General features: G+C 42.4%; 19 protein-coding genes and 1 tRNA gene. 5 read left to right on the forward strand and 15 right to left on the reverse strand.

The window, feature by feature from the left end; genetic code table 11:
• Positions 1 to 19: 19 nt before the first annotated feature.
• Positions 20 to 1,297, reverse strand: coding sequence for an MFS transporter (locus OCV88_RS15585; RefSeq protein WP_158426369.1), 1,278 nt, complete (start codon positions 1,295 to 1,297; stop codon positions 20 to 22).
• A 42-nt stretch (positions 1,298 to 1,339) separates the two neighbouring features.
• Positions 1,340 to 2,152 carry a nuclear transport factor 2 family protein gene (locus OCV88_RS15590; protein ID WP_262591489.1) on the reverse strand — a complete coding sequence of 271 codons (813 nt, stop codon included), beginning with the start codon at positions 2,150 to 2,152 and terminating at the stop codon, positions 1,340 to 1,342.
• 289 nt (positions 2,153 to 2,441) lie between these two features.
• On the opposite strand from OCV88_RS15590, the gene OCV88_RS15595 reads away from it, so the two are divergent.
• A complete protein-coding gene (locus tag OCV88_RS15595; RefSeq protein ID WP_158426371.1) occupies positions 2,442 to 3,323 on the forward strand; it encodes a LysR family transcriptional regulator in 882 nt (293 codons plus the stop codon).
• A 60-nt stretch (positions 3,324 to 3,383) separates the two neighbouring features.
• On the opposite strand, the gene OCV88_RS15600 is transcribed toward OCV88_RS15595, so the two are convergent.
• Entirely contained in the window at positions 3,384 to 5,330 is a 1,947-nt protein-coding gene (locus OCV88_RS15600) for an NAD(P)/FAD-dependent oxidoreductase (RefSeq protein WP_262591491.1), read from the reverse strand.
• Positions 5,331 to 5,661: 331 nt separating this feature from the next.
• Between OCV88_RS15600 and OCV88_RS15605 the strand changes: the two genes are divergently transcribed.
• A tRNA-Ser gene (locus OCV88_RS15605) sits at positions 5,662 to 5,750 on the forward strand.
• A gap of 72 nt (positions 5,751 to 5,822) precedes the next feature.
• On the opposite strand, the gene OCV88_RS15610 is transcribed toward OCV88_RS15605, so the two are convergent.
• Entirely contained in the window at positions 5,823 to 8,003 is a 2,181-nt protein-coding gene (locus OCV88_RS15610) for a C1 family peptidase (RefSeq protein ID WP_158426373.1), read from the reverse strand.
• Positions 8,004 to 8,271: 268 nt separating this feature from the next.
• Between OCV88_RS15610 and OCV88_RS15615 the strand changes: the two genes are divergently transcribed.
• Positions 8,272 to 9,285, forward strand: a complete 1,014-nt coding sequence (locus tag OCV88_RS15615; protein WP_158426374.1) for a uroporphyrinogen decarboxylase family protein — start codon at positions 8,272 to 8,274, stop codon at positions 9,283 to 9,285.
• 196 nt (positions 9,286 to 9,481) lie between these two features.
• On the opposite strand, the gene OCV88_RS15620 is transcribed toward OCV88_RS15615, so the two are convergent.
• Complete coding sequence (locus tag OCV88_RS15620; protein WP_158426375.1) at positions 9,482 to 10,273, reverse strand: DAPG hydrolase family protein; 792 nt, start codon at positions 10,271 to 10,273, stop codon at positions 9,482 to 9,484.
• A 22-nt stretch (positions 10,274 to 10,295) separates the two neighbouring features.
• Positions 10,296 to 11,582 (reverse strand): MFS transporter, encoded by a 1,287-nt coding sequence (locus OCV88_RS15625; protein ID WP_158426376.1) that lies wholly within the window; start codon positions 11,580 to 11,582, stop codon positions 10,296 to 10,298.
• Positions 11,583 to 11,750: 168 nt separating this feature from the next.
• Here OCV88_RS15625 and OCV88_RS15630 point away from each other — a divergent pair, with 168 nt between their 5' ends.
• On the forward strand, positions 11,751 to 12,671 hold the full coding sequence (locus tag OCV88_RS15630; protein ID WP_158426377.1) for a LysR family transcriptional regulator: 921 nt from the start codon (positions 11,751 to 11,753) through the stop codon (positions 12,669 to 12,671).
• Between the two features lie 29 nt (positions 12,672 to 12,700).
• Here OCV88_RS15630 and OCV88_RS15635 read toward each other — a convergent pair whose 3' ends face one another.
• Both OCV88_RS15635 and OCV88_RS15640 read right to left on the reverse strand, forming a co-directional pair.
• Positions 12,701 to 13,258 (reverse strand): chromate transporter, encoded by a 558-nt coding sequence (locus tag OCV88_RS15635; RefSeq protein WP_158426378.1) that lies wholly within the window; start codon positions 13,256 to 13,258, stop codon positions 12,701 to 12,703.
• Positions 13,259 to 13,855 (reverse strand): chromate transporter, encoded by a 597-nt coding sequence (locus tag OCV88_RS15640; protein WP_158426379.1) that lies wholly within the window; start codon positions 13,853 to 13,855, stop codon positions 13,259 to 13,261.
• Positions 13,856 to 13,981: 126 nt separating this feature from the next.
• Here OCV88_RS15640 and OCV88_RS15645 point away from each other — a divergent pair, with 126 nt between their 5' ends.
• Positions 13,982 to 14,851 (forward strand): LysR family transcriptional regulator, encoded by an 870-nt coding sequence (locus OCV88_RS15645; RefSeq protein ID WP_262591493.1) that lies wholly within the window; start codon positions 13,982 to 13,984, stop codon positions 14,849 to 14,851.
• A 25-nt stretch (positions 14,852 to 14,876) separates the two neighbouring features.
• Here OCV88_RS15645 and OCV88_RS15650 read toward each other — a convergent pair whose 3' ends face one another.
• The 7 genes from OCV88_RS15650 to OCV88_RS15680 all read right to left on the reverse strand — a co-directional run bounded on the left by OCV88_RS15650 (position 14,877) and on the right by OCV88_RS15680 (position 25,682).
• A complete protein-coding gene (locus OCV88_RS15650; RefSeq protein WP_158426380.1) occupies positions 14,877 to 16,319 on the reverse strand; it encodes a glycoside hydrolase family 32 protein in 1,443 nt (480 codons plus the stop codon).
• An 18-nt stretch (positions 16,320 to 16,337) separates the two neighbouring features.
• Positions 16,338 to 18,308 carry a PTS sucrose transporter subunit IIABC gene (locus OCV88_RS15655; protein ID WP_158426381.1) on the reverse strand — a complete coding sequence of 657 codons (1,971 nt, stop codon included), beginning with the start codon at positions 18,306 to 18,308 and terminating at the stop codon, positions 16,338 to 16,340.
• 397 nt (positions 18,309 to 18,705) lie between these two features.
• A complete protein-coding gene (locus OCV88_RS15660; protein WP_158426382.1) occupies positions 18,706 to 19,692 on the reverse strand; it encodes a LacI family DNA-binding transcriptional regulator in 987 nt (328 codons plus the stop codon).
• Between the two features lie 82 nt (positions 19,693 to 19,774).
• Positions 19,775 to 20,899, reverse strand: a complete 1,125-nt coding sequence (locus OCV88_RS15665; RefSeq protein WP_158426383.1) for a DHHW family protein — start codon at positions 20,897 to 20,899, stop codon at positions 19,775 to 19,777.
• A 12-nt stretch (positions 20,900 to 20,911) separates the two neighbouring features.
• Positions 20,912 to 22,324 (reverse strand): MBOAT family O-acyltransferase, encoded by a 1,413-nt coding sequence (locus OCV88_RS15670; RefSeq protein ID WP_158426384.1) that lies wholly within the window; start codon positions 22,322 to 22,324, stop codon positions 20,912 to 20,914.
• Positions 22,325 to 22,336: 12 nt separating this feature from the next.
• Complete coding sequence (locus tag OCV88_RS15675) at positions 22,337 to 23,872, reverse strand: DHHW family protein (protein ID WP_158426385.1); 1,536 nt, start codon at positions 23,870 to 23,872, stop codon at positions 22,337 to 22,339.
• A gap of 208 nt (positions 23,873 to 24,080) precedes the next feature.
• Positions 24,081 to 25,682, reverse strand: a complete 1,602-nt coding sequence (locus OCV88_RS15680) for an MBL fold metallo-hydrolase RNA specificity domain-containing protein (protein ID WP_158426386.1) — start codon at positions 25,680 to 25,682, stop codon at positions 24,081 to 24,083.
• Positions 25,683 to 25,729 lie beyond the last annotated feature (47 nt).

The raw sequence follows: 25,729 nt of genomic DNA on the forward strand, positions 1-25,729 counted from the left end.
CCTCCTCCCCAGTCATTGTTCAGCTTTCTTTCTGCAGATATAAATCTGTCCTTCCAAGGGGCTTCTTTGTACAAAGCACCATTAAAACTGCTCCCGCTGCAGAACAGATAATCAAACCGATAAATGTACTTGTAAAGCTTCCTGTTATAGCAGCCAGACTGCCCACAATTACAAATCCAAAGGATCTCACCAGCGTATTTAGAATGAACACAACGGTCCACGCAGAATCAAAATCATAACGTCCCCAGACAGAGGCAGTCATAGATACCGCAAGATTATTGGCACCTCCCATTACACTGGCAAACATAACAATCGCAAGTATCATAGTCCCGGGATTAGGTATCAGTGCAAAGATAACCGAAATAATAAAATATATAAACATGGCAATGCAGGTTTTCCGGCTGCCAATATACTCATCAATTATTCCCCATATAACAGAAGCCGGCATGGCCACAAAGGAAGTAATTCCCATTAAAAATACGGCTTTCGGCGTCTCAATTCCCGCATAATTACACATGGGAATAAAACTGCTCATAATACCTATGGTAAACATAACCAGCACGCCGCCTCCGATTCCCACAAACCATGTTTCTTTGGTCATTAACAGTTTTTTTACTGTCCACGGACTGGACTGCCGATAGAGAATCCCTTCCTGATGCATAGCCTCCACCTTTTCTTTTGTCATACTCTGATCATTATCGGGAAATACACCGCACATTTCAGGATCATTTTTTACCAGCAGCAGACACACAACTGCAAGTATTACAAAACCTGCAGCATACAAGTCAAAAGAGGCTTCAAAGCTGAAATGGTCAATCATAACATTTTGGCTTTTAATATAGGTACACCCCACCATACAGGAACCCAGCGTTACAATTCCCATAGCCAGTCCTTTTTTTGTTGGAAACCAGTTGGCAATTAAAGAGGCCAGGCCGATCTGACAATATGCGCTGGAGGCAATAACACAAATTGTATACCACGCCGCATAGGAAGCAACCGATTCCACCCGCCCCCACATAAACATGGAAAGCGCGCCTACTATACAGCCTGCAAAAATCAGTGTCTTTGGGCCTTTCTTTTTGCACCACCAGCCGAAAAATGCTGCGGCCGCAATAGACAGCAGATTGGCCACTGTGCCGAAACTGTTCAGCACAGATACATCCCACCCATACATCTGGTGATATTCCTCCATAATGACATTCAAAGATGTAACCGGGCATCCGGACCCCACCCAGAATAAAAAGAAACAAAAAATGATAATTCCCCAGCCTTTTATACCAAAATTAAATTTTTTCATCTGAATCCTCCTCCACAAAGTATTCCGGTTCTTTGAAATCCGCTACTCTTTCCAGGGATCTTTCGCCTCCAGATACGCCATATACTCTTCTAGTGTAAAATCATTATATTGATAGGAATATTCTATCTGATCTTCTTTTGTAGGTTTATGCAGCGCATGCATCCTAGAACCCTCAAATGTATCATATGCCTCCGGCGGCTGCGGCCAGAATTTCCGCACCTTGTTAACGTCATACTCCTCACAAAATGACTTCACACGGTCCCCAAAACCTGGCATATCTTCAGGAATAAAATCATCATGAGGCTTCTGTTTTGTAAACGGTTCGCAGGTAGGACACATAATATCAGGCATAACCTGCAGATGCCAGATCTTCCAGTGTCCGTTCTCAAGAATAAAATCTGCCTGGAACTTTCCATACATCCAGTTTGGATCGTATTCACAGGCCGGATCTGCCGGATTGGCTTTGGCCGTCTCAGGACCAAAGGTCTGCCATTCCGCTTTGGCTGTCTTCCCGTCAGCGGCAACCTCTATCAACGGATTGTAGATGGGATGTTCACAATACCATCCTTTTCTGCCGTCCCCGGCGGCTTCCTCATGTCTGGCAATCCCCTCCACATAATTTTCATAAAGCCCTTCCGGACCGTGGTACTGTCCCCACATGGCAATTTCAATAGCCACACCTGGCGTTCTCATAGCAAACTGATCTAGACATTCTCTCTGGCGCCCCCCTGAGTGGTAGTAGTTGTAACGCGCCATTGTATTGGCGATCTCAGTCACTGCCTGGGCTCTGGCAAGCTCATGTTTCGTTATCCTTAGTTCTTTTTCCAGTCTTTCTAAACGTTCTTCAACAGTCATTTGTCTTCCTCCCTGTATTCTTGCATCCCAATGCATTCCATCCGCCAGTTTTGCTTTTAACTAACGTTGTAATAACATCATACCCGCTCTGACAGTTTCTGCATATTGAATAAAAGGGAGATCGTTGTTCCAAAATTTCACGCTGGAATATCAGGTATCATTTCTTGAACCGACGGCTGTGATCTGTTATTTTAATGTTAATTACCTGCATCTTTTTAAACATTACTGACCCAAAAACAAGTACCCTAAAAATCTGATTCACAGGAATCAGAAAGGAGCACATTTTATTATGAATTTTGACCAGCTGGAATATTTTTTAAAATCTGCCAAATACCAGAATCTGTCCCGGGCCGCAACAGAGCTTTATGTCAGTCATTCTGCCCTGAGCAAAAGCATAGCCGCTTTAGAGGCAGAGCTGAATACCCGTTTGTTTATCCGGGATAAAAACACACTGCACCTTACTCCGGCCGGCAGATATCTGGTAGAACAGGGCACCTACATTCAAAAAATATGGCACAATACCAGACAGCAGATTCACTTTGTGGAAAACTCCATCCAGGGCACTATCACCCTGTGTATGCCTCCGCTGTACGAAACTCAAATCTTTGCAACTCTGTCAAAAATCGGAATGGCACACCCGGATATTAATTTTATTTTCAGCCATACAGAACCCTTACGCATTCCCGACATTCTGCAAAATAAACAGGCGGATATCGGTATTGGCTTTTCTTATCTGCTGCCCAAAGATATGGAAGATTTTACATGCAAGAACCTTTTTGAAGATTCCTTTTGTGTGATTGTAAACCCTACGCATCCCCTGGCCTTAAGAGATGTTGTCAGCCTGAAGGATCTGCAGAAAGAATGTATTATCTTTCCCCCAAGAGTCGGCACTATTAATACAGATATGGCACTGCTTGGCAAAATTGTAGAACTGTATTTCCCGAATTATTATAATGCAGACGGACTGGAAGACGTTTTTTTCCAGATCGGTATTAACCGCGGAGTCTCCATCCTCCCCAAAAGTACAATGCTTGGCCGGAATCTGGGCTTTAAACTGCTCCCTATTTCTGATGTGCTGGAAACTTTCTATGTCTGTCTGATCTTTAAAAAGGCAAATAAAAACCCTCTGCTTCCGCTGATCTTAGGCGCACTGCTGTCTACCTTTTCCTGATCTTTATCCGGCCGCTAAAACAGAGGGTGCCCCGCACAGACAGGAACACCCTCTTTAAACTTATGCCAAATCAATGGCCGCATGATAGCCGGTTTCTACTGCGTCCACGATTCTTCCGCTTCTGACGCAGTCTCCTACCGGAACTACATCATAGCAATATTTTTTCATTTCTTCTGTGACGGATGTATCCGCCCGCAGACCAACACAGTATATCACTGTGTCCGCATCAAACAGTATCTCCTTTCCATCTTCACAGACTGCCTTTACTCCCTGGTCCGTGACCTCTGTCACCTTCGTATTCACATGCCCCAAAATAGGCCGCTCTGCCCAGTAAGCCTGCATACCAAAATGATGAAACGGATTGTCCTCCGGTGCAAGCTCCGGTCCCATTTCCAGTACGTCCACCAAATGTCCGGTATTGGCCAGATGCGCACCTACTTCACAGCCCACCAGCCCTCCGCCGATAATTACAACTTTTTTTCCCACCTTTTCCGGCTGAAAGTATGCATCCACGGCATACATAACATTTTCTTTTTGAATCCCCGGAATATCCGGAATTATCGGTTTTGCACCCACTGCCACAATAATTGCATCCGGCTGCACCTTCTGAACAAGTTCCTTGCCGGCCTTTGTATTCATCCGGATATCAATCTCTCTTTTTGACACCTGTCGAATCAAATAGTCCTTATATTTTTTTAGCTGCACTTTAATCGAATCATAATCTGCAAATTTAATGGCTCCGCCCAATTCCGGACTTTGTTCCGCAAGTATGACCCTGTGTCCTCTGTCCGCTGCAGTCATGGCAGCTTTCATGCCGGCAATACCTCCCCCGACGATTAGAACTTTTCTTGAACAGTCAGCTGGCGGTATCAATCTTGTCCGGTGCTCGTGAGCCATATGAGGATTTACCATACATTTTGCCTCAAAAAAGGCCGTCTTATTGGAGCCAAGACAATGATTACATCTTAAGCACGGCACAATATCCTCTTCCTGATTTCTGCGGACTTTATTTGGAAGCTGAGGATCTGCCATCAGCGCCCTGGCCATGGCCACTACATCTGCCTTTCCTTCCGCCAGAAATCCTTCTGCCACCTCCGGTGATACAATTCCGCCCATCACTACAACCAGAGGTTTTACACCGGCTTCTTTCATTGCCTGCGCATACTGAATATTTAAACCTTCCGGCTGAAAACATACTTCCTGGGTCAGATATGCTTTATCCGGTCCGCACCCGGCTGAAATATGTACAAAGTCCATCAGATCACCGCATTCCTGCACAAAGTAAATGCTTTCCTCTATGTTTTTTCCATCCTCACAGTGATCCACCGCTGAAATACGCATTTCAATTAAAAACTCTTCACCACACAATTCTCTGATCCTTTGCAGAATCATCTTTGGAAAACGAATCCGGTTCTGTGGACTGCCCCCCCACCGGTCTGTCCGGCGGTTAAAGTGCGGCGACATAAACTGGTTGATCAGCATTTCATGACCCCCGTGAACCATACACATCTGAAACCCGCAGTCCTTTAAAAACTTTGCAATATTGGCATAATATGTAATGGCATCATCAATCATTTTTTCCGTCATCTGAACAACCTTTACTCCATCAGGACGGATAAATCCCATGGAGCTCATAGGCGGCGTATTGCTGTTTTCTGCCAGACCGGCCATAAACCCCGCATGATTGATTTCTGCAGATGCCACACAGCCATGCTCTTTGATGGCAGTTGCCAGCTCCGTGAACGCCATATCCGTAAAGCAATTGGTAAAATATCGGTTAAAATGTCCTCCGTTATCACCGTATCCTCCCGGACCGGTAATATTTCCCTGAGTCACCTGCGCCGCACCGCCCCGGGCCTTCTCTTCCATATATGCAATCCCCAGATCATTGGGGGCGCCATATGTTACATGGGACAGGGCACACGGCGGCAGAAAAATATGGTTTTTAAAATCAATTCCCTTTACCGAAAAAGGCGCCATTAAATGTGGATACTTTTGTTTTATCATACTCATCCTCCATCTTATTTTGTTTTACAGTAACCGTCTGCATTGGGATGCCTGGTTTTGTATCATCAAAATCTCTGATGGTATGTCTATATGATAAAAAGGTTTCTCCACATTGTAAATTGACAAAAACTGACGGCACTGTTCCTAAAAGAAACAGTCCGTCAGTTTTTCCATAACTTCATACATATCACCTGTAATACAGACATCTGCCATCTTGAAAATCGGTGCCTTTTTATCTGTATTAACAGCAATTATTTTTTACATTCTGGAGGACAAAAAACATATTGACGCATCTTCATATTACTTTTATAATAATAAAGATATTGATTCTGGAGGAGTACCCAAGTGGCTGAAGGGTCTGGCTTCGAACACCAGTAGGTCGGCAGTACCGGCGCAAGGGTTCAAATCCCTTCTCCTCCGCTTTATGCGCTTACAGAACACCAGCATTCTGTAACACTAAAACAGCTGCCGGCAAAAACCGGCAGCCAATTTTTATGAATAATATTTCTTTTTTCTAATAATTACAGCAGCTCCCAACGCGGCGGCAGCTGTAATGCATCCCCAGAGCGCTGGTTTATTCCCATAGTCATCTGTTCTTGGACTTGTATCCTTTTTTAATTTATCTTGTGCGGTCTGATCTGCTCCTGAACCTTCTGACATACCAGGATTCTTATTATCTGACAGCTCGTCCGATGGATGTTTTCCCGGATCTTTCTGATCGCCGCCGGTATTGTCCTCTGGCTGATCTGTTGTCCCCGGTGTTTTATCTCCATCTTCATTTTCTGACGGTTCTTTTTCCGGAACAGTCTCTGTTACAAACTGATACCCAATCTTGGCATCTGCATTTCCTCTAGGCGCAGATACTAAAGATATCTCCAAGCCGCCTTTTAGGTCCTCTTTTGAAATCAGGGTTCCTTCTGTATAAGGCTCTCCTCCCAGGCTCAGCTGATAGCTTCCTTCACCGTTCTGCCCGGCTTTTTCAAAAGATACTGATTCCGTGTCAGAAGAAAGCCGTATCTGTGTATGGTCTGACAAAAGCCTGCTACTGTCTATCAGCCTGCCCTCTGCGTCAAAGCAGTCCATATTTAACATCAGCTCCGGAACTGTTTCCTGATTTTCTGTAAATACTTTGATTTCTGCATTTCCAAATTTCATTCCATTTACGCCAGGTATTTCATAAATATCCTCTGCCACAAGCTCTCCGGTGCCTTCCTCTTCTTGCAGCAGATACGACTGCCCGGGTTCTATGACCACGTCCTGCTTATATGGCAAACCATATAATTCTGATACGTCTTTGCCAAAGCCACTTTCAATATTTATAAAATAACCGTCTCTTCCCTTTACAAATTCAGTTACTGCAAAACGCTCCCCTTTTTTCAGCGCAACAGATTTATCTAGAACGATCGTATGGTAGCCGCCGTATTCCACTGTTTCAATCTGTTCATACACAAGTTGTCCATCCAAAAGCTCCTGTCCGTCACTCAGCTTGTAAATCCGGATTTCCACCTCACTGCCGGGATTTCTTGTTATCGCTGACACTGCCGTCAGGATTTCATCCTGTTCTGACACAAAGACATTTCCCATCCCGATTTTTATATTTACTGGATTTGGTCTAAATAAACTGGCAGTCCCGAGATAATCATATTGATAATTATGGTCATACTCATACAGATCATTTTCCGGCTGGTCTATATGAAACACTGTAAAATCACAAAGAGATTGATCATAGTAGGAAATATAAAAATATCCTTCCTCTCCCCAGTCACTTCCCCAGCTGTTTTTTGCAATCCATGCACCGTCGCCTTCCGGCTTAATGGAGAAATTATCTCTGGAATAATTGTCATCCCATCCCACAACGGAAATTTCATGATTCGCCGGCATATAAGTATTCATATATTGAGAGCTTGTTTCCCCATTCCAATATGTATTTCCCTCAGGCTGGCCCGGAAGATTTTGCTCAGCATTGTAAGACATGTCAATAACGCCGTACTGCATCATCATCTGTTTTATATTGTTCATGGCTGCTGTATCCAGATGATACCCGGTTTTATTTACTTCGTCATCAAACACCGCAGGACCCGGCAGATAATCTGCATTCTGCAGGTGTCCCACAGATTCATTTCTCAGCGCTGCATCTACTGTCCAGGGCGCTTCATAAGGCGCCGCCTCTTCCGGTACGACTCCGCCCCAGGAAGACAGCAGACTGTTTGTCATATCTGCATTTCCTCCTAAATCCAAGCCGTTTTCCACCTGTAAAAGATTCATCCCTTCCCCCTGGTACAGAGAATAAACAAAATGTTCCAAATGAAGTTCAGATAAGTCATCGCTGTTTCCCATATAAGATTCGATGGCCGACATCGCTCCAAAAGTCCAGCAGCTCCCGTAAGGAGACTGGTCTTTTACAGGTGTTACCCGCCCCTCATCCCGCAGATCATACTTTTCCGGCAAAGAAACATATGGCTGAACCATGTGTTTCGGATAATTATAGTAAGACTGGTCAAAACTGCCCGGAATCTTTCCTCCGCTGTAATCCTCTGCAGGCAGTTTGGCAATTTCCAGTTGGAAATCCGGACTGCTTTTTGCAGCCATCGCATGAATCGGAATTAACGAAATTCCCAGAATCGCTGCCGACATCGCCGCAATCATTTTTTTGCAGCTAACATTCTTTTTCATTTACTCAAATTCTCCCTTCTTTGATTTGTCCTCTGGAATCTCTTGAAGACTCATTTATTGTATCATACTCTCTGTTTTTTTAATATTTAATTTTTCTTATTTCCTGTATATTTTTCTTTTTGTCAGTCAAATAAAAAAATTTCTATATCTAATATTTTTCCAAAAAAATTACATTTTATATAAGACTTTATCACAGATAATATAATTTTTTTACATTATAATAGGCCCAACAACTAGATTAAGTCTAATAGTAAAAGGAGAACGGAATATGAAACAGAATATGACAAAATGGGTAGATGATATACTTGCTGCTGATCAGAAAAAAGGATTTCTTGTATTATCATTCCCTGCTATCCAGAAAATGGGCATTACCGTGAAGGAATTAATTGCATCCAGCGATTTACAAGCGGAAGCAATGAAAATTGTTGCTGATTCAACACCGGAAGCTGCTGCTGCTGTCAGCATGATGGACCTTTCTCTAGAGGCAGAAGCCTTTGGTTCTACTGTACACTTCTCTGATGACGAAGTACCTACAGTAACTGGAAGTATCGTTAATTCCGAGGAAGATGCCGACGCTTTAAAGGTTCCGGAACTTGGAGCGGGCCGTACACAGATCTATATTGACGCTATTGAAAAATCTGTAAAGCTGATTAACGACAGACCGGTCTTTGCCGGAGTTATTGGTCCCTTTTCACTGGCAGGAAGACTGATGGACGTTTCCGAAGCAATGATTTACTGTTACGATGAACCGGATATGGTACATACTGTACTGGAAAAGGTTTCTGAATTCCTGATCAATTATATTAATGCTTATAAAGCAGTAGGCGCTAACGGTGTATTAATGGCAGAACCTCTTGCAGGGCTCTTATCACCGGCACTGGAAGAAGAATTTTCCTGTGAATATGTAAAGAAAATTATCGCGGCAACACAGACAGACGATTTTCTTGTAGGCTACCATAACTGCGGCAACTGTACCATCCAGCAGATTGATTCTATCGTACAGAACGGCTGCCGTGTTCTTCACTTTGGCAACGCTATTGATATGTCTGAAATGATGAAACACATTCCTGAAAATATCATTGCAATGGGTAATGTAGATCCTGCCGGCCAGTTCCGCAATGGAACACCGGAATCCGTAAAGGCCAATACAATAGAACTTCTGGAAAAATGCGGTTCTTACAAAAACTTTGTGGTTTCCTCCGGATGCGATATCCCGCCGCTTTCCAGCTGGGATAATATCCAGGCATTCTTCGATGGAATCAACGAATTCTACGGTAAATAAATTTCATTAAATCCGTCTTTTTCAGAAAATATAATCAAGTATACTTAACAAAGGCTATGCTGTTCAAAACAGAATAACCCATATCCTATAATGACACTTGCTTAAAGACCGTGTCAAACTATAAGATATGGGTTACTCCGTTTCCATAAAAGACCTTATATATACCTATACATATTAGATAAAACTTCCTGATTTCCTAAAAAATATCTTTCTCCTGGGCATATACCTTAGGAAGAACTGCCGCCAGATTTGAAAATTCCTTAATATTGTGGCCGAATAAAGCTTTTGGCACAAATTCCGGAATTGCAGCACCTTCCGGAAGACCTCTTACGATCTTGCCGTCCTCCCATTTAAACCCGATCCAGAATCGTGATTCAAACAATACCCCATCCTTGTAAGGATGCCATTTATGTGTCATAGCTGCCGCACAGCTGCTTTCTCCAATAGCGCATACCATAGAGGTACAGTTTTCCGTACCAATAATAGATTCATCATATCCAAAATCCGCCGGTCTTTTAAAACAAAGCTTTAAATATTCCGGTCCCATTCCGATATCTTCCAGGATATAGTGATTTACATCCCATGTTTTCTGATTCATAGGCACTGCCGGATCGCAGACATAATCTGCCCGGTCTGCTTTTGCAAAATAATGATCTTCTGGATCCCAGATTTTATAACGCAGATCGGAGCCTACAGAATGCCATGGAAACCACCAGTCTAACATTTCACTTGTTACGCCCGGCATATATGTAGTATTGCATACAAAACCCGTTCCATCTTCCCGGACACCATAGCCTGTTTTGCAGAATCCCTCAATGTCTCCCTTTAAAAATAAATTTTTATCCTCAATTCCCATTCCTGTTTTCGGATCAGCTGGTCCTGCATTTAAAATATCAATTTTTTCCTGGGGAATTTCAGCCAGTGGCTGCTCATAAAACTTAAAATATGATAATCTTTTTTCTTCTTCACATACGCCTACTTTTTTCATCTGATATATCCTCCTTATAAACTTAAATCTTACCTATGGTTTTATCTTTAATTGCAAAAGCCAGTATCGTCACAACCAGTGATAATATCATAAATACGATAAAGACATTTCGGTAACCTGCACTCTCGTTTCCAATTCCGCTCATCTGCAGCATCATCGGAACAATCAGCAGGGCAAAGGAACGAATTCCAACAACAAGCGGAACCACCAGTTTATTTGCCTGCGGGAAATCATACCGTCCAAAGATCTGAATTACCATTGACGGCATAAGATTTCCAAGTCCGCCCAGCAGACATGCATAAAATACAACGGAAATAATAGAAACAGGTACACTTACTGCTGCAGACCCTACTGCGGCAATGGCCATCATAATTGTCCATAACACGCAGAAAATCTCAACTGCCTTTTTCGTTCCGATTTTCTGATCAATCAATCCCCAGAAGAACGAAGCCGGAATACCAATCACAGAGGCAATGGTCAGCCATAGGACTGCTATATTCTGATCAATGCCAACGATAACCAGTCTCGGTATCATTCGTGAAACCGTACCTACAAGTCCGATAAATAAAAAGCCAAAAATAATTACTATCATCCAGAGCTCTTTTGTTTTAAATAATTTTCCAAAAGAAAAATCACTTTTATAATTATTAATTAATTCCAGATTTGCCTTCTTCTCTTCTTCAGAAATCGGTTCATTGTCAGGATAAGCCCCCGCTTCCTCCGGATAAGCTTTAAACCAGACTGCGGTAATAACCGCCATAACAATACAGATAACTACCATTAAATTAAATGGTGCCGATAATCCCACATTCAGAATCATCCCCTGGAAAACCGCAACCATAATAGCGCTTGAAAAGCACATACCCATGGTGGCCCATCCCAGTGCAATTCCTTTCTTTTTCGGAAACCAGTTGCTCATAATCTGCTGGGTTGCCACCAGATTAATGGTATTTGAAACGGCTGTAATAATCGTTACAATCACTGCATACAGCCCGAAAGAAATGGCTTTGCCGTTGATAAACCAGATTACCGCATAAATCAGTAAAATAATAACTGTGGGCCATTTTACACCTACTTTTGATACAATCTGACCGAAAATCAGAGCCACCGGTATTCCCACAAAACCTCCCACTGCTGAAAATACCAGCAGGGCATTGCTGGAATCTAATCCCATTGCCCCCGCGAAAAATTCTGCCGTTACATTCAGAGTATCCGGCGGAGTGCTGGAAAACATATACAAAAACAGTACATAAATAATAATCAGCCAGCCCATCTTTCCGAAATTACTCTTTGCTGAATTTTGATTCATAGTATAACCTCCACTTTCTCTACATTTCAATACTTTCAATACAATTTCCCCAAATATTTATTGTATTTATATAGATTTTAGTGTATTTTGAATTAAAATACTAATATTTTTTGAGCTATAACTATAACCCTAAAGTTATATAGTTATGTGCAAGGAGGAAAACGATACATGACCCTTAGATCTCTTGAATACTTTCTGGTGGTGGTAAAACATTTGAATATATCCAGAGCCGCTCAAGAACTGTATATCAGCCAGCCTGCCCTGAGCAAACAAATCCGTCTGCTGGAAGAAGAACTCCAGGTAGTCCTGTTTGACCGTGGAAATCATTCATTAACTCTTACTCCCGCAGGTGAGACTCTGCTTTCAGAAGCAAATGAACTGTTTGCCAAACATACACAGCTGGTAAACCGTGTACGTGCGGCCGCTCTTTCTACTCCTGATACGCTGCATATCCACCACATGTCCGGTTCTTTCAATCACCAGCTTCCAGACTGGATCCTTTCCTTTCAGGAAGAGAACAAAAATATTACTGTACAAATTGATAGAAGCTCCCCAAGCCAGATTTTTTCCGATCTGCTGAATGATAAAATTCAGGTAGGTTTTTTGTTATCTGCTGCAACATCCTGCCCAAATCCTCTGCAGACCATAACACTGCATCAGGATCAGCTTGCATTGGCTGTTCCTAAACATCATCCTCTGGCTCACAGAACGGCCATCCGTTTTTCAGAAATAGTAAACGAAACCCTTCTGCTTTTGGAATCTCAGGATGCTCCGTTTCAGCATTCCCTGCTGCCGTTTTTTCTGTACATGAACCGGGGCCAGAGCAAAAACCGTATTCACTATTTAAAGGATATGGAGACCATTGTAGCCCTTGCCCGGGCCGGTTCCGGATTATCCTTTATTGCCAGCGATTATTGTATGAACACCAGGGACCTTCATTTGATCCCCATCTCAGATGCCTTTCCCATCCGGCTGTGCATGACCTGGAACCCATATTCCATGAATAAAAACACAGAATTATTTATTCAGTATATAAAAGAAAAAGCCCCTGATGCCTTTGGAAGCAATCAGGGAACAGTTAAATCCTAATAAGCATATGCCGCAATCTCATGGCAGGATTATGAATAAACAAGTCCCCCGATGATTCCGGCTGCAATGATAACCAGAATGGGATTTATTTTCCACTTACGTATAACAATGAAGGTACTGATAAAAACTGCGACTGCTATCCAGTCCCAGGTCATTTTCCGGCTGATAGTTTCTGTACCTGCAAAAGCCAGAAGAAGAATCGTAGCTGCTGCCGAAATAATCAATCCAAGAGAACTTGCTTTCAGCCCGTTTAATACTTCAAGAATATATTTCGACTGCCGATGCCTTTTAAAAAAACGGTACAGTAATACAGAAATACAGACGCCGGAAATCACACACCCGGCCGTGGCAAAAACCGCTCCCCGGATACCGGCAATCTGTATTCCAATAAAAGTGGAGGTATTCACGGCAAGAGGCCCCGGCGTCATTTGAGATATGGTAACAATATCCGTAAATGTCTGACGGCTTACCCAGTGATAATGTTCCACAACCTGTTCCTGAATCAGTGGAATAATGGCATAGCCTCCGCCGATACTGAATGTTCCTATCTTAAAAAACACATACATCAGCTGTAAAATCTGCCCCATTTATCCCACCGCCTTTTTGTTCGTCATCCATACCCGTAGAATACATACCGCACAGCTGCATAAAAGCACAAGAATCACATTGATACTGGTAAAAAAACTGACTGCAAAAGACAATATCACAAGAAGGTCCAAAATCCTGGATTTCTCTTTTCGAATCATGCGGGTCATATCTACAATAAAATCAACAATTAACGCAGCTACTCCCGCCTGCATTCCTTTCAGCACAGCTGCCACCACTTCATTGGAAATAACAGCTGTATAGCACACGGACACAACAGATAAAATCAGAACAGGAGGAATTACCGCACACACACAGCTAATCAGCATCCCAATCTTCCCTGCCGTCCGGTAACCTGCCAGAGACGCCATATTAACAGCGATAGCCCCTGGTGTTGACTGAGCTATCGCCGCCATTTCCATCAATTCCTCTTCCGAAAACATATGCTTTTTCTCTATAAAATATTTCCTTACCATGGGGACCACTACATATCCTCCGCCAAATGTAAAAGCGCTGATGAACATATTTACCTTCATCAGCCACAAATAAGTTATAATCTTTTCTTTTTTCCTGCTGCTTTCCTGCCTGATCTCTTTCATACCTTTTATTCCACTTCCTTAGTTTTATATCAAATATCATATCACTTGTTCTGTTATCTGAAAAACGATATAATATTCTGGAAGTCATTAGTTTTTTTCATGATAATTATCAGGAGGTTCCCAAAAATGCTGTCACTGCGCCACTACATGATATTTAAAGAAGTATCCTCGACAGAAAATTTCACCAGGGCTGCCCAAAATCTTTATATTACTCAGTCTGCGGTTTCCCATACCATCCGCGAGCTGGAGGAATACACCGGTACACTGCTTTTTGACCGGCTTTCTAAAAAGGTCCGGCTGACAGCAGCCGGTAAGCTGCTGCTAGAAGAGATCACGCCGATCCTTACTGCCTGCAGATCTCTGGAACAAAAAATCCGTCGATTGGATTTGCAGGCCCCCATCAATATTGTATCCAGCATTACTCTAGCCTCTTACTGGCTCCCCGGTATACTAAACCGCTTTAAAACATATCACCCGAATGTTCCCGTATACGTAAACGTGGTCAGTGCGGCAAATGCCCTGCAGGCGCTTCATGAGGGAAATGCAGATCTGGCCCTGGTAGAAGGCGCAACCCCTCATGCCCCCTTTGAAAGCTTTTGCTTTGCCGAATATAATCTAAAAATCCTGTGCGCTCCAACATATTTGTCCTTTGAACGCCCGCCGGCTTCTATTAGTGAATTTTGCAGCCGGCAGCTCCTGCTGCGGGAACCGGGCAGCGCCATCCGGGATGCATTAGACAGTAAGCTGCTCCTTTCCGGCTATAAAGCTCACCCTGCATGGACCAGCGTAAATTCTTCCGCTCTGATAGAGGCAGCAAAAGCCGGTCTTGGCATTACCGTCCTCCCTGAGGTATTAGTAAAAAAGGAGCTGGCTGACAAAACACTGGTTTCTGTTGAAATTAAAGACCTTATTATCCGTAACCAGCTGTTAGCTGTATGGCACAAGGACAAGCATATGACTACGCCCCTCCGGTCTCTGATTTCCTGTATTCATTAATGCTTTCCGCTCATTTAACATAATTTTATACCTGGATATTTTCACAGTCCAGGCCGTAAATTTTCATATCAAACACCCCGGAAACCTTTAACAGACGTTCTGTATTTCTGTAAAAACGACTGCTGAAAACCGCTTCCCCTGCATTTACAAATATTTCTGCACTGGATACATCAATAATGATTCTGAGTTTATCCAGATGTTTAAGCCGCAGTTTTCTGCATGTCCGCCCATAATCTTTATTCAGATACCGAAGCTGCAGACATCCTGCCTTCCACTCCAGACAGAACGTCTGATCGTATTCAAAGTAAAATTCTTCCGAATGGTTATCAACCAGAATATCCGCTGTCCTGGGACACTCCACTGCAGACTCTCCAGAAACACAAACTCTTATTTCTTCCCCTCTAAGCTGCTCTAACTCCCGGACAGGCTCCATTTTCAGCATCCCATCTGCATACTTCAGCTCTCTTGGAATGGTCATACAATGCTGCCATCCATAAGCCACCGTTGGATTACTGTACTCCGCATCAGGCATTCCCATCCAGCCCATTAAAAGCCTCCGCTCCTGTGCCTGAAATGTCTGAGGCGCATAAAAATCAAAACCGATATCTGCCTCTTTGTATTCCCCTAAATATGCCTGGGTCCTGAAATCTCCATATACCAAGAAATAGCCGCTGGAATAAATATTCTGAAACCGGTAAGACTCATGAGAAACACCCTGGGGCGATACCATAAGAATCCATTGTCCATCCAGGCAGAATAAATCCGGACATTCCCACATATATCCTAAAGGCTTCTCTGTCTTTAACGTATTAATATGCCTCCAGTTCAGCTTATCTTCAGATTCCCATACCAGTACCTGCCCGATATCACTTTTAGTTCTGGCTCCCAGAACCATATAAAATTTTCCCTCATAAGCAAATACTTTCGGATCCCGCACATGACAGGTCAAATCTTTTGGATAATCATCATTCCTTAACAGAAGTTTTTCTTCCTGAACTGTAATTCCGTCAAGACTCACTGCTACAGCTGTATTATGCTCCCTTCCGTTCCGGATATAATCATAATCACCCTCAAGCTTTACATTCCCGGTATAATAAAGATACATCTTTCCATGATCAATCAGCGCCGAACCGGAATAAACCCCCCTATCATCCCAGCTGTGTTCAGGATAAAGCATTACCGGACATGACTGAAAATGAATCAAATCCCGGCTTTTATAATGCCCCCAGTATTTATTTCCTCCATTTGCAGAAAAGGGTGAATACTGATAAAAAACATGATATTCTCCATTAAAATAACAAAGGCCGTTGGGATCGTTCAGCCAGCCAACTGGCGGCATTAAATGCAGTTTCTGCCTCCATGGGTCCTCAGCCGCCTGATAGGCGGCCGCCCGTTCCCTTTCTTGAATAGCCTCCTTCCACGCTTCTTTTGTTTTATAAAATGCTGCTGAATCTTCTTTTACACGCATAAAATTTCATTTCCTCATTTACTGATTAATTCTGAACAATGTGTCCTTGGTGCTGATATTTCCAAAGGCCGGTACAGAAATCTCTTTATACATATCGCTGTTGGTTATAATAACCGGAGTTATGATGGGATATCCTTCTTTCACAATAGCCTCTCCATCAAACCTCATCAAAAGCGTCCCTGCCGTCACATGTTCCCCTTCTGAAACCAGCGTCTCAAAATGTCTTCCCTCTAACTGTACCGTGTCGATTCCAACATGAATCAAAAGCTCTATTCCATTATCACAGACCAGGCCCACAGCATGTCCCATGACTACAGATACAACCGCATTGCATGGCGCCTTTACTTCTCCCAAAGACGGCCGTATGGCCGCTCCGGTTCCCAGCATCCCAGATGCAAACGTTTCATCCCCTGTTTCTTCTAAAGATACAACTTCTCCACAAAGAGGTGACGGCAGTTCCAGCACAGCATCCGCTCCGCCGTCCGGCTGTAGTTCTTTTGTATCTTCTGTATTCTTTTCTATATCCGCTGAATCCTTTTTCGTAATTTCTGTCATTGTTTCAAGCTCTGTATCTTCGGAATCCTCATCCTTTTTTTCATCTGGATCAATCAGAGCACGGGGTGTAATGGCCCAAGATACAAAGAACGCCACCCCTGCCGAAATCGCGAACATAATAATATAAGAAAGAGGCATATTTAAACATAACAAAATACCAAAAATTCCGGTTACCCCTGTTCCCGACGCCCCCAGCTGGACAATGGATGCATACATTGCTCCGCATGCCCCTCCGATACAGCCTGCAAGAAACGGCCGGAAAAATCGAAGATTCACACCAAAAATGGCCGGTTCTGTAATCCCCATAAAGGCAGACAGCGCAGAGGGCAGACAAAGACTTTTATTTCTGGCATTTTTTGATTTCACTCCTACAGCAAGGCACGCCGCTCCCTGGGCAATGTTGGCGGCAGAAGCCAGTGGGAGCCAGAAAGTAAGTCCATACATAGACAACTGTCCCAAATCTATAATGGTATACATATGGTGGATACCCATTACAACAGTAGGCGCATAGAGTCCGCCCATTATAAAGGAACCAATTCCAAAAGGTATCGCAATCAGCCATTGTATACCATTTAAAACTCCATTTTCAACGGTGACAAATACCGGTCCGATCACTGCCAGGGTCAGGTATCCGGTAACGAATACGGAAACCAGAGGTGTTACAAATAAATCAAGCATAGCAGGAACAATTTTATGCAGCCGTTTTTCAATCATGCATAAAACCCAGACGGCTATAATAACAGGAATTACATGGCCCTGATAACCTACCAGCTTTATACTGTATAATCCGCCAAAAACCTCCTGCATATTAAGAACTCCCTCTGTAGCAACCGTCCAGGCATTCTGCAGATCGGGATGAATCATAATCATACCTATTACCGCTCCTAAAAACGGATTTCCGCCGAATACTTTTGCCGCGGAAAATGCAATTAAAATTGGCAGAAATGTATATGCCGTATTGGCAAATAACGTAGCAAATACATACAGCGAGCCCGAAGTATTAATATGAATAATTCCACTGTTATTCATAAAATCCAGTGTATTCATAATGCCCATCAGAAATCCGCTGGCAACAATCGCCGGAATAATAGGTACAAAAATATCTCCCAGCATTTTAATAAAACGCTGAAACAAATTTCCCTTAGAAGCCGCAGCCTTTTTAACATCTTCTTTGCTGGACGCCTGTATATCCGCAGCCTTGATAAATTCATCATAAACCTTATTTACCACACCCGTTCCGAAAATAATCTGCAGCTGTCCGGAAGCTTCAAAAACACCCTTTACTCCGTCAACTGCTTCCAGTGACTTTTTGCTGCACTTTTTATTATCCGAAATTACCAGGCGCAGTCTTGTAGCACAATGAGCCGCTGAAATAAGATTTTCTTTTCCGCCGATTTGTTTTAATACCTGTCTGGCCGTATCCTTGTAATCCATTTCTCTTCCTCCCTTATATGATATCGTTCTCATTTATATATAATGATATTACAGCACTACCATCTATATCTTTTCTTTCATATGTGAGATCGTTCTCTTATATTCAAATTATAACAATTAATTTTAATTTGTAAATTTGTATTTTCTACAAATACAGTTCCCTTTATTTATGCAACTTAGCCAAATTTCTTGCTTCTTTTGACAATTTGAAGATTCTGTTTTGGCAAGCCGGCCGCCTGCAATACGTTTCATTTTTCCGGAAGTCCACATCTTTGGGGATCCTTTTATAAAAATATAAAAAAAGAACAAAACCTTACTTTTCGGAATAAGATTTCGTCCTTTTATTGTATCTTTTTAAGCGTCCGCTTTCTTCTGATGCTGTTTTTCCGCTATTTTCTTATTTGGACCAGGTGGAATCTCTCAATTCCAGCCGATGCCCCATTTTTACTTCCTTCAGACTTTCTGTCTGCTCTTTAACCAGTCCCAGAAGCATCTTAGCCGCTTCCATTCCGCTGGTTTTATAAAAATAATGGGCGGTTGTAAGCTTTGGCTCCATTAACCGGCCAATCAGAGAATCTCCAATCCCTGCAACCTGCACATCCTGTGGGATGCTGCGGCCTGTTTCCCGCAGATATAAAACAGCTCCATAGGCAATCTGATCTGTAGCACAGAAAACCGCATCTATCTGAGGCGACCGTTCAAACAGCTCCCTGGCATGTTCATATCCAGATTCCATGGAAAAATCAGCCTCTTCCATATTCTCCGGCGGACAGATTATGCGGCATTCACTGCATGCCTCGCAAAATCCTTCCCGCCGCCGAAAGCCGGCTGCCTGATCCTTTAATGTAACTCCTATATAGCCCGGATTTTTACTTTCCTTCAGCATATATCCTGTCAGCTCATAAGCTGCCCGTCTGTCATCATAATATACACAAGGGTATCCATCCAGCTGCTGAGCTAAAATAACAACGGGAATATCCAGTTCTTTCAGCGCCCTCTTGTGGGCTTTCGTGAAAATAGTTCCCACAAGAATGATACCGTCCACATGATAATTTTTCAGTGTCTGAAAATAATTCAGCTCCTCCTGCTCCTGATTCTGGGTATTTGCCAAAAGCAGCTGATAGCCCGCCTCCAGCAAAACTTTACTGATACCCTCCACCATCCGGCTGATGGAATCAGAATTGATTCTGGGTATGACAACACCGATCACTCTTGTTTTTTTTGTTCTGAGCATCTGGGCCTGCCGGGACGGCTCATAACCGGTCTCTTCAATCACTCTTCTAATAGAATCTTTTTTCTCCTGACTGACATACCCTCCATTTAAATATCTGGATACAGTGGCGCGGGAAACCCCTGCCATTTCTGCAATATCGTTGATATTCATATACATCCACCTCATGCTGCATTTTTCAACATTCTGGCGTTATTATACCATATTTCCCGAAATTGCCAAGCAGGGGAACCAATTATTCAAAAGTATTTAGTTTATAAAGATTTCCATCTTCCGCAAAATTACTCATTTCATATAATACCAGGATATCCGTAATCTTATTTTCCCTGATATCTTTGCTTAATGACCCTCTGTAATATCTCATATCAACCATTATAATCTGGTCATAATCTTCCAGCAGATATGGAATCATGCTATTTGCAAAGGAATCTTTTACTACCATCAGACGTTTTCCGGTCCCGGCCGATGTGTTAATTACCACTTCACCATAATTTCCTCCGAAAAATACTGCATATTTATCCTTTGTTTCCAGCTTCGAGTCATCATAAATACTGTCATATTCTTTTCCGTTATATTCCACTGATACAGACGGAAGATTCTGCGGAAGCTCAATGGTATCCGGTATAGCTGCAGAATCCAGTGCCTTAGAATATAAAGTCCCGTAAAAATCCTTTGTAACCGCTGCTGCCTGGAAACTGTCAAAGTCTTTCACATTAAGTCCTTTTTTCTTACAATACTGCTGATAACCGATATAGGCACCCTGAGCAGTCCAGTGATGATCTGTCCGGTAATAGATATAATCTCCGGATGCAGCTTTTAACTCCGGACGGATATCAATAAATCCGTTTCCTTTCAGTATAGTTTCTGCCTGCTTATACATTCCATCAGAATTATAAAGCATAGCCCCCTGAGGAAGTTTATCACTTAACACCGTTCCCGGGGAGGGTACAATCATCACGGCAGAATCCAGGTCTTCATGTTTCTTAAGAAACTGTTTGACAAAATTAAGATTCTGATTATATCTTGTTGCTGAAATATCTGAATCTTCTATTTTTTCAAAGTAATAATGATCTTTGCCAAGAAAAACACCGCCGATATCATCATAGCCCGCAGCTTTCTTTACTTTTGTAGCTGTTGCAGTCCAAAAATCTCTTTTCACAAACTGATCGCTGAAATAATCCGTCAGTTCCTGCTGAAGCTCCCCGGAAAAGATTTTATCTACAGAAAACTTCGGCCGGGTCTGCAGGTATCGGTTTTCATTCTCAGAGTAAGATTTATCCGGCACTATCAGTATAAATAATCCTGGAAGCGCCAGAGCCGCAAAAACAATTATTATAAAAATCATTCTAATTTTTTTCATCTGCCGCACCTCTTAAAATCTAAAATATAAAAACGGATTATACGTATCCCCAACCAGGAAAGCCAGACTCAAAAAGAGTACTGCAAGGCAAAGTATATTCACTGCCAGCACGCGGTATTTTGCCTTTGCAAAAATTTTCTTTAGGCTAAGCCGCCACAAAATCTTCGGAATCCGGGTAGAACCAATTGCAAGAATTATAATTAATATTATATGAGTACGCCAATAATAGCCGGATAATCCTCCGGCAGCACCGGTTCCGATACCAAACATTGCCTTAAAGAAATTGCCCATAACAGATAAATCTGTATTGGCAAAAATCACCCAGCCCACAACAATCAGAAATACAGAATAAATATGCTGTATCACAGCCGGACATTTTTCCAGCAGTTTTAGCAGAAATAGCTTTTCTATCAATAAAATCACAAAGAAATACAGGCCCCACATAATAAAGTTCCAGCCTGCTCCGTGCCAGAAGCCTGTTAAAAACCATACAATAAACAGGTTGACGATCTGCCTTCCTCTGCCTTTGCGGTTTCCTCCCAAAGGAATATACACATATTCTAAAAACCAGCTGCTCAAAGTAATATGCCATCTGCGCCAGAATTCCGTAATACTTTTAGACTGATAGGGATAGCGAAAGTTTTCCGGGAAATGGAACCCAAAAATCTGTCCAAGTCCCACCGCCATATCCGAATATCCGGAAAAATCAAAATATATCTGAAAGGTATATGCCAAAGCCCCCATCCAGGCAAGGGATGTGCTAAGCTGTCCCATGGAAGAGATCTCCTCCCATACCATTCCGATCTGATTGGCCAGCAGAACCTTTTTTCCAAGGCCCAAAAGAAAACGCTGTGCCCCTCTTACGATGAGATCCAGACTTGTCTTTCTGTCATGGATATCTTTTTCAACATCACTGTACCGTACTATAGGTCCTGCAATAAGCTGGGGGAACATACTAATGTAAGTTGCAAAATCTAAAAGATTATGCTGAGTTTTTACTTTTCTCCGATACACATCAATGGTGTATGATAAAGTCTGAAATGTATAGAAAGAAATTCCGATAGGAAGCGCCAGCTGTAACAATCCAATGGCAGACCCCGTAAGCTCATTTATATTGGAGATAAAGAAATCAGTATATTTGAAAAATCCTAAAATCCCCAGATTTACAACTACCGAAACCACAATTACCACTTTACGGGCACGAAATCTTTCCCTGACATCAAACCATTCCAAAAGCAGTCCGTTTATATAATCAAATACTGTTGAAAACAGCATAATTAATATATAAACCGGTTCTCCCCAGGCATAAAAAAATAAACTTGATATAAGCAAAATTAAATTCCGGAAGCGGCGGGGGCATATAAAATATGCCGCCATCACTACCGGAAGAAACATACATAGAAAAATTATACTGCTAAAAACCATGTTTTCTCTCCGCTATTTTATAACCTTTGCCAGCTTTCCAATCAGGAAATCGCTTCTGGTCATAGATATGTTATTTATAAAAATCACGTCTCCCGCCTTTTTCTCCTTCGCAAAGGATGCAACATCCCCGTTCCAGTAACGGTAATCAATGACATATATGGTCTGGTAATGATCTACCAGAAAAGGAATAAACGCATTTCCAAAGGACTCTTTTACTACTACACAGGAGGAGCCATCTGTAATATCGCTGTTTTTAATGACAGTCATGGGATTATCCCCGGCAATAAATGTACTGTATTTTAAAGATGCACCATAATCACTGACATCATGAATTACATCCCAGGTATACTTCTGTCCGTCCTGTGCAGTTACATCCAAGGATGCTTTACCTTTGGGCAGATAAGCCTTGATAGTATCCGGGGTATTTCCAAGAGCCTTGCTGTTTTTTGTATCTTTGTAAAAGGAACCTAAAAATCCACTGTACTCTACTGTTTTATAATCTGCTAAGGCATTGGGCTTTATGCCTTTCTCATTACAGAACTGCTCGTATGCATAATATGCTCCCAAAGCGGTCCAGTGATGGTCCGTTCGAAAGTAAATGTACTCTGTTCTGTGTTTCATAAGATTATCATATAAATCCACCGATTTTACAGACGCTCCCATGAAGCCATGTATTTTATCCAGCGCCTCAGCCTGATCGCTGCTGCTGATCTTATCTTTCAGATTATCCGGGAACGTAATCCCCACACTGGTGGGTGGAATTAAATCATAGACCGTTGATACGCCTTTTAACTTGTCCGCAGCTTTTGTTACCAGGGACGCGTAATTCTTAGCTGCATTTTCATGGTAATTATAAATTTCAAATCCCTGATTTCCTACCGCTGCCACTCCGCCATATTTTTTTACACTGTCATTACTCTCAATTTTATCATAATCCGGTTCCGGGGTCTTATCAGTTTCCCCGGAATCCGAACCGGAATCAGATGTTTTATCTTCTACATCTGCTGATGTTCCATCAGAACTGTTCGTTTTTTTTTTGCTGTCAGTATCTGCCTTAGCCTGCTTGCCCTCACCATTTAAATATTTCTCAATAATCTGTTTTGCAGTATCCGAATCATCGGAAATACACAGCACTACATATTTATCCTGATCAACAAGAACAGCATTTTCCGCTTTAGCAGCTTCTTCCGGAATATAATCCTCAAAAGAAGAGGTAATATCCTTTAAATGTGTCTCTGCCGCACTTTTATTTTCTTCTGTGGAAGAAGAGTCCTTACCTGTCAGAATCAGAATCTCATCTGATTTACTGCCATCCTCTCCCATATACAGTTCCACATTTGTATCCTTCGCTGCCGCCACCATATAAGATGCTGTGGATGCATCCGCCTCTTTTAAAGTGCCTTCAAAAATTCCACTGTCCTGCAGCTCCTGGGCAAGACTTTTTGTATCCATCTCCACACTTTCTTTTTTGCCGCATCCTGCTGCCAGTCCAACGCATGATACAGCCAGAAGTGTAACACCAAATACTTTTCCTACTTGTTTTGTCATAGCTTGTTCCTCTTATACTTTTCTTTTATTGTAATGCTTTTCTTTAACAATTAGACCACAAAAAAAAGTAAAAAGTTTCATTTTCTACCAACTTCTCCATGATTTAATAATACTTTAAAACAATTGTAATATTTCTTCAACGCATTTATATTATGCTGCAAAAACTTTCTTTTTATTACCTGTCACTTATCTTACAGCAGGTATATTTTTATTTTTCCCACTTATCACATAATGAATTAATCTGATCCGCAAACTGGCTGAGTTCTTTATTGGGACGCCCTTCATTTTTGTGAATCACAGCCATAAGACGCTGACCTGCCGCCAGAAGTCTTGCAAAAATATTGGAAGATGCTTTTGATGCTGATCTTTTTTTACCGGCGGCTTTTCTGCTGCCCGCCGCAATACACACATTACGATTCAGATCATAGCTGTCGCCGCTGTACGGCGCTGTACATTCACATCCGGTAACCTCGTGCAGATGTTTTGCGAACTCGTCACAAACACTGTCCTCTCCATGAACCACAAAAATACGCTCCGGCAGTTTGCTCATGCTCTGAACCCATGAAGTCAGATGGTTCCGGTCTGCGTGGCCGCTGATTCCCGGAAGATTTACAATATCCGCACAGACATGAATCATTTCGCCAAACAGCTTCACCTCTTTCGCCCCGTTTAACAGATGAAAGCCCAATGTCCCTGGCACCTGATAGCCAACAAAAAGAATCGTACACTCTGGACGCCAGAGATTATGTTTTAAATGATGGCGGATCCGTCCGGCCTCACACATTCCGGAAGCAGAAATAATCACAATAGGTTTCTTTACAAAATTTATCATCTTGGACTCATCACTGGATACGGATTTTTTCAATCCCGAAAACTGAATCGGGTTAATACCTTTGGCAATCATCTCTTTTGCATCACTGCCAAAACATGTTTCTGTATTTTTATTGAATATATTCGTCGCCTCCACTGCCAGGGGACTATCTACATATACTTCAAAGTCTGAAAATTCCGGCAGCATCCCCTCTGATTTAATTCTTCTGATATGATACAGCATTTCCTGGGTTCTTCCCACCGAAAATGCCGGGATCACAAGATTTCCGCCTCTTGAAAATGTCTTTTTCATAAGTGCGGCCAGCTCTAGAGCATAATCCGGAGGAACTGAGTGTACTTTGTCTCCATACGTAGACTCTATAATCAGATAATCTGCCTCATCCGGCATCATAGGATCCCTCAGTAATGGTCTGTTCCCGTTACCCAGATCTCCCGAAAAAATCAGCTTAATTTCTTCTCCTTCCTCCCTCAGCCAGATCTCTATGAAGGCTGAGCCCAGAAGATGTCCCGCGTCCTGGAATCGAATTGTAATTTCATCGCAGACAGCAATCTTTTCCCCGTATTCACATGGAACAAAGTGCGTAAGCACCCCCTGGGCATCATTCATATCATACATAGGAACAACTTCCGGTTTTCCTGCCCGGCGGGCTTTTCTGTTTTTCCACTCTGCTTCAAACATCTGTATATGCGCACTGTCCTTTAACATAATATCGCACAGCTGAGAGGTAGCCGTAGTTGCAAAAATCTGCCCCCGAAATCCCCGGGCATATAATAGCGGCAGTAATCCGGAATGATCAATGTGAGCATGGGTGATAAATACATAAGCAATATCCGCGGCATTTACCGGAATTTCCTGATTCTCGTAAATATCCGGTCCCTGCTCCATCCCACAGTCTATTAAAATATGCTTATCACCGGCCTGTAAATAATGACAGCTTCCTGTTACCTCATGAGCCGCGCCAAGAAACTCTATTTTCATAAAAAATCCCCCTTTCCATAATAGGTTGTTATCTGAAATTATTATAC

The sequence above is a fragment of the Brotonthovivens ammoniilytica genome (assembly GCF_025566885.1).
Lineage (GTDB): Bacteria > Bacillota > Clostridia > Lachnospirales > Lachnospiraceae > Brotonthovivens > Brotonthovivens ammoniilytica.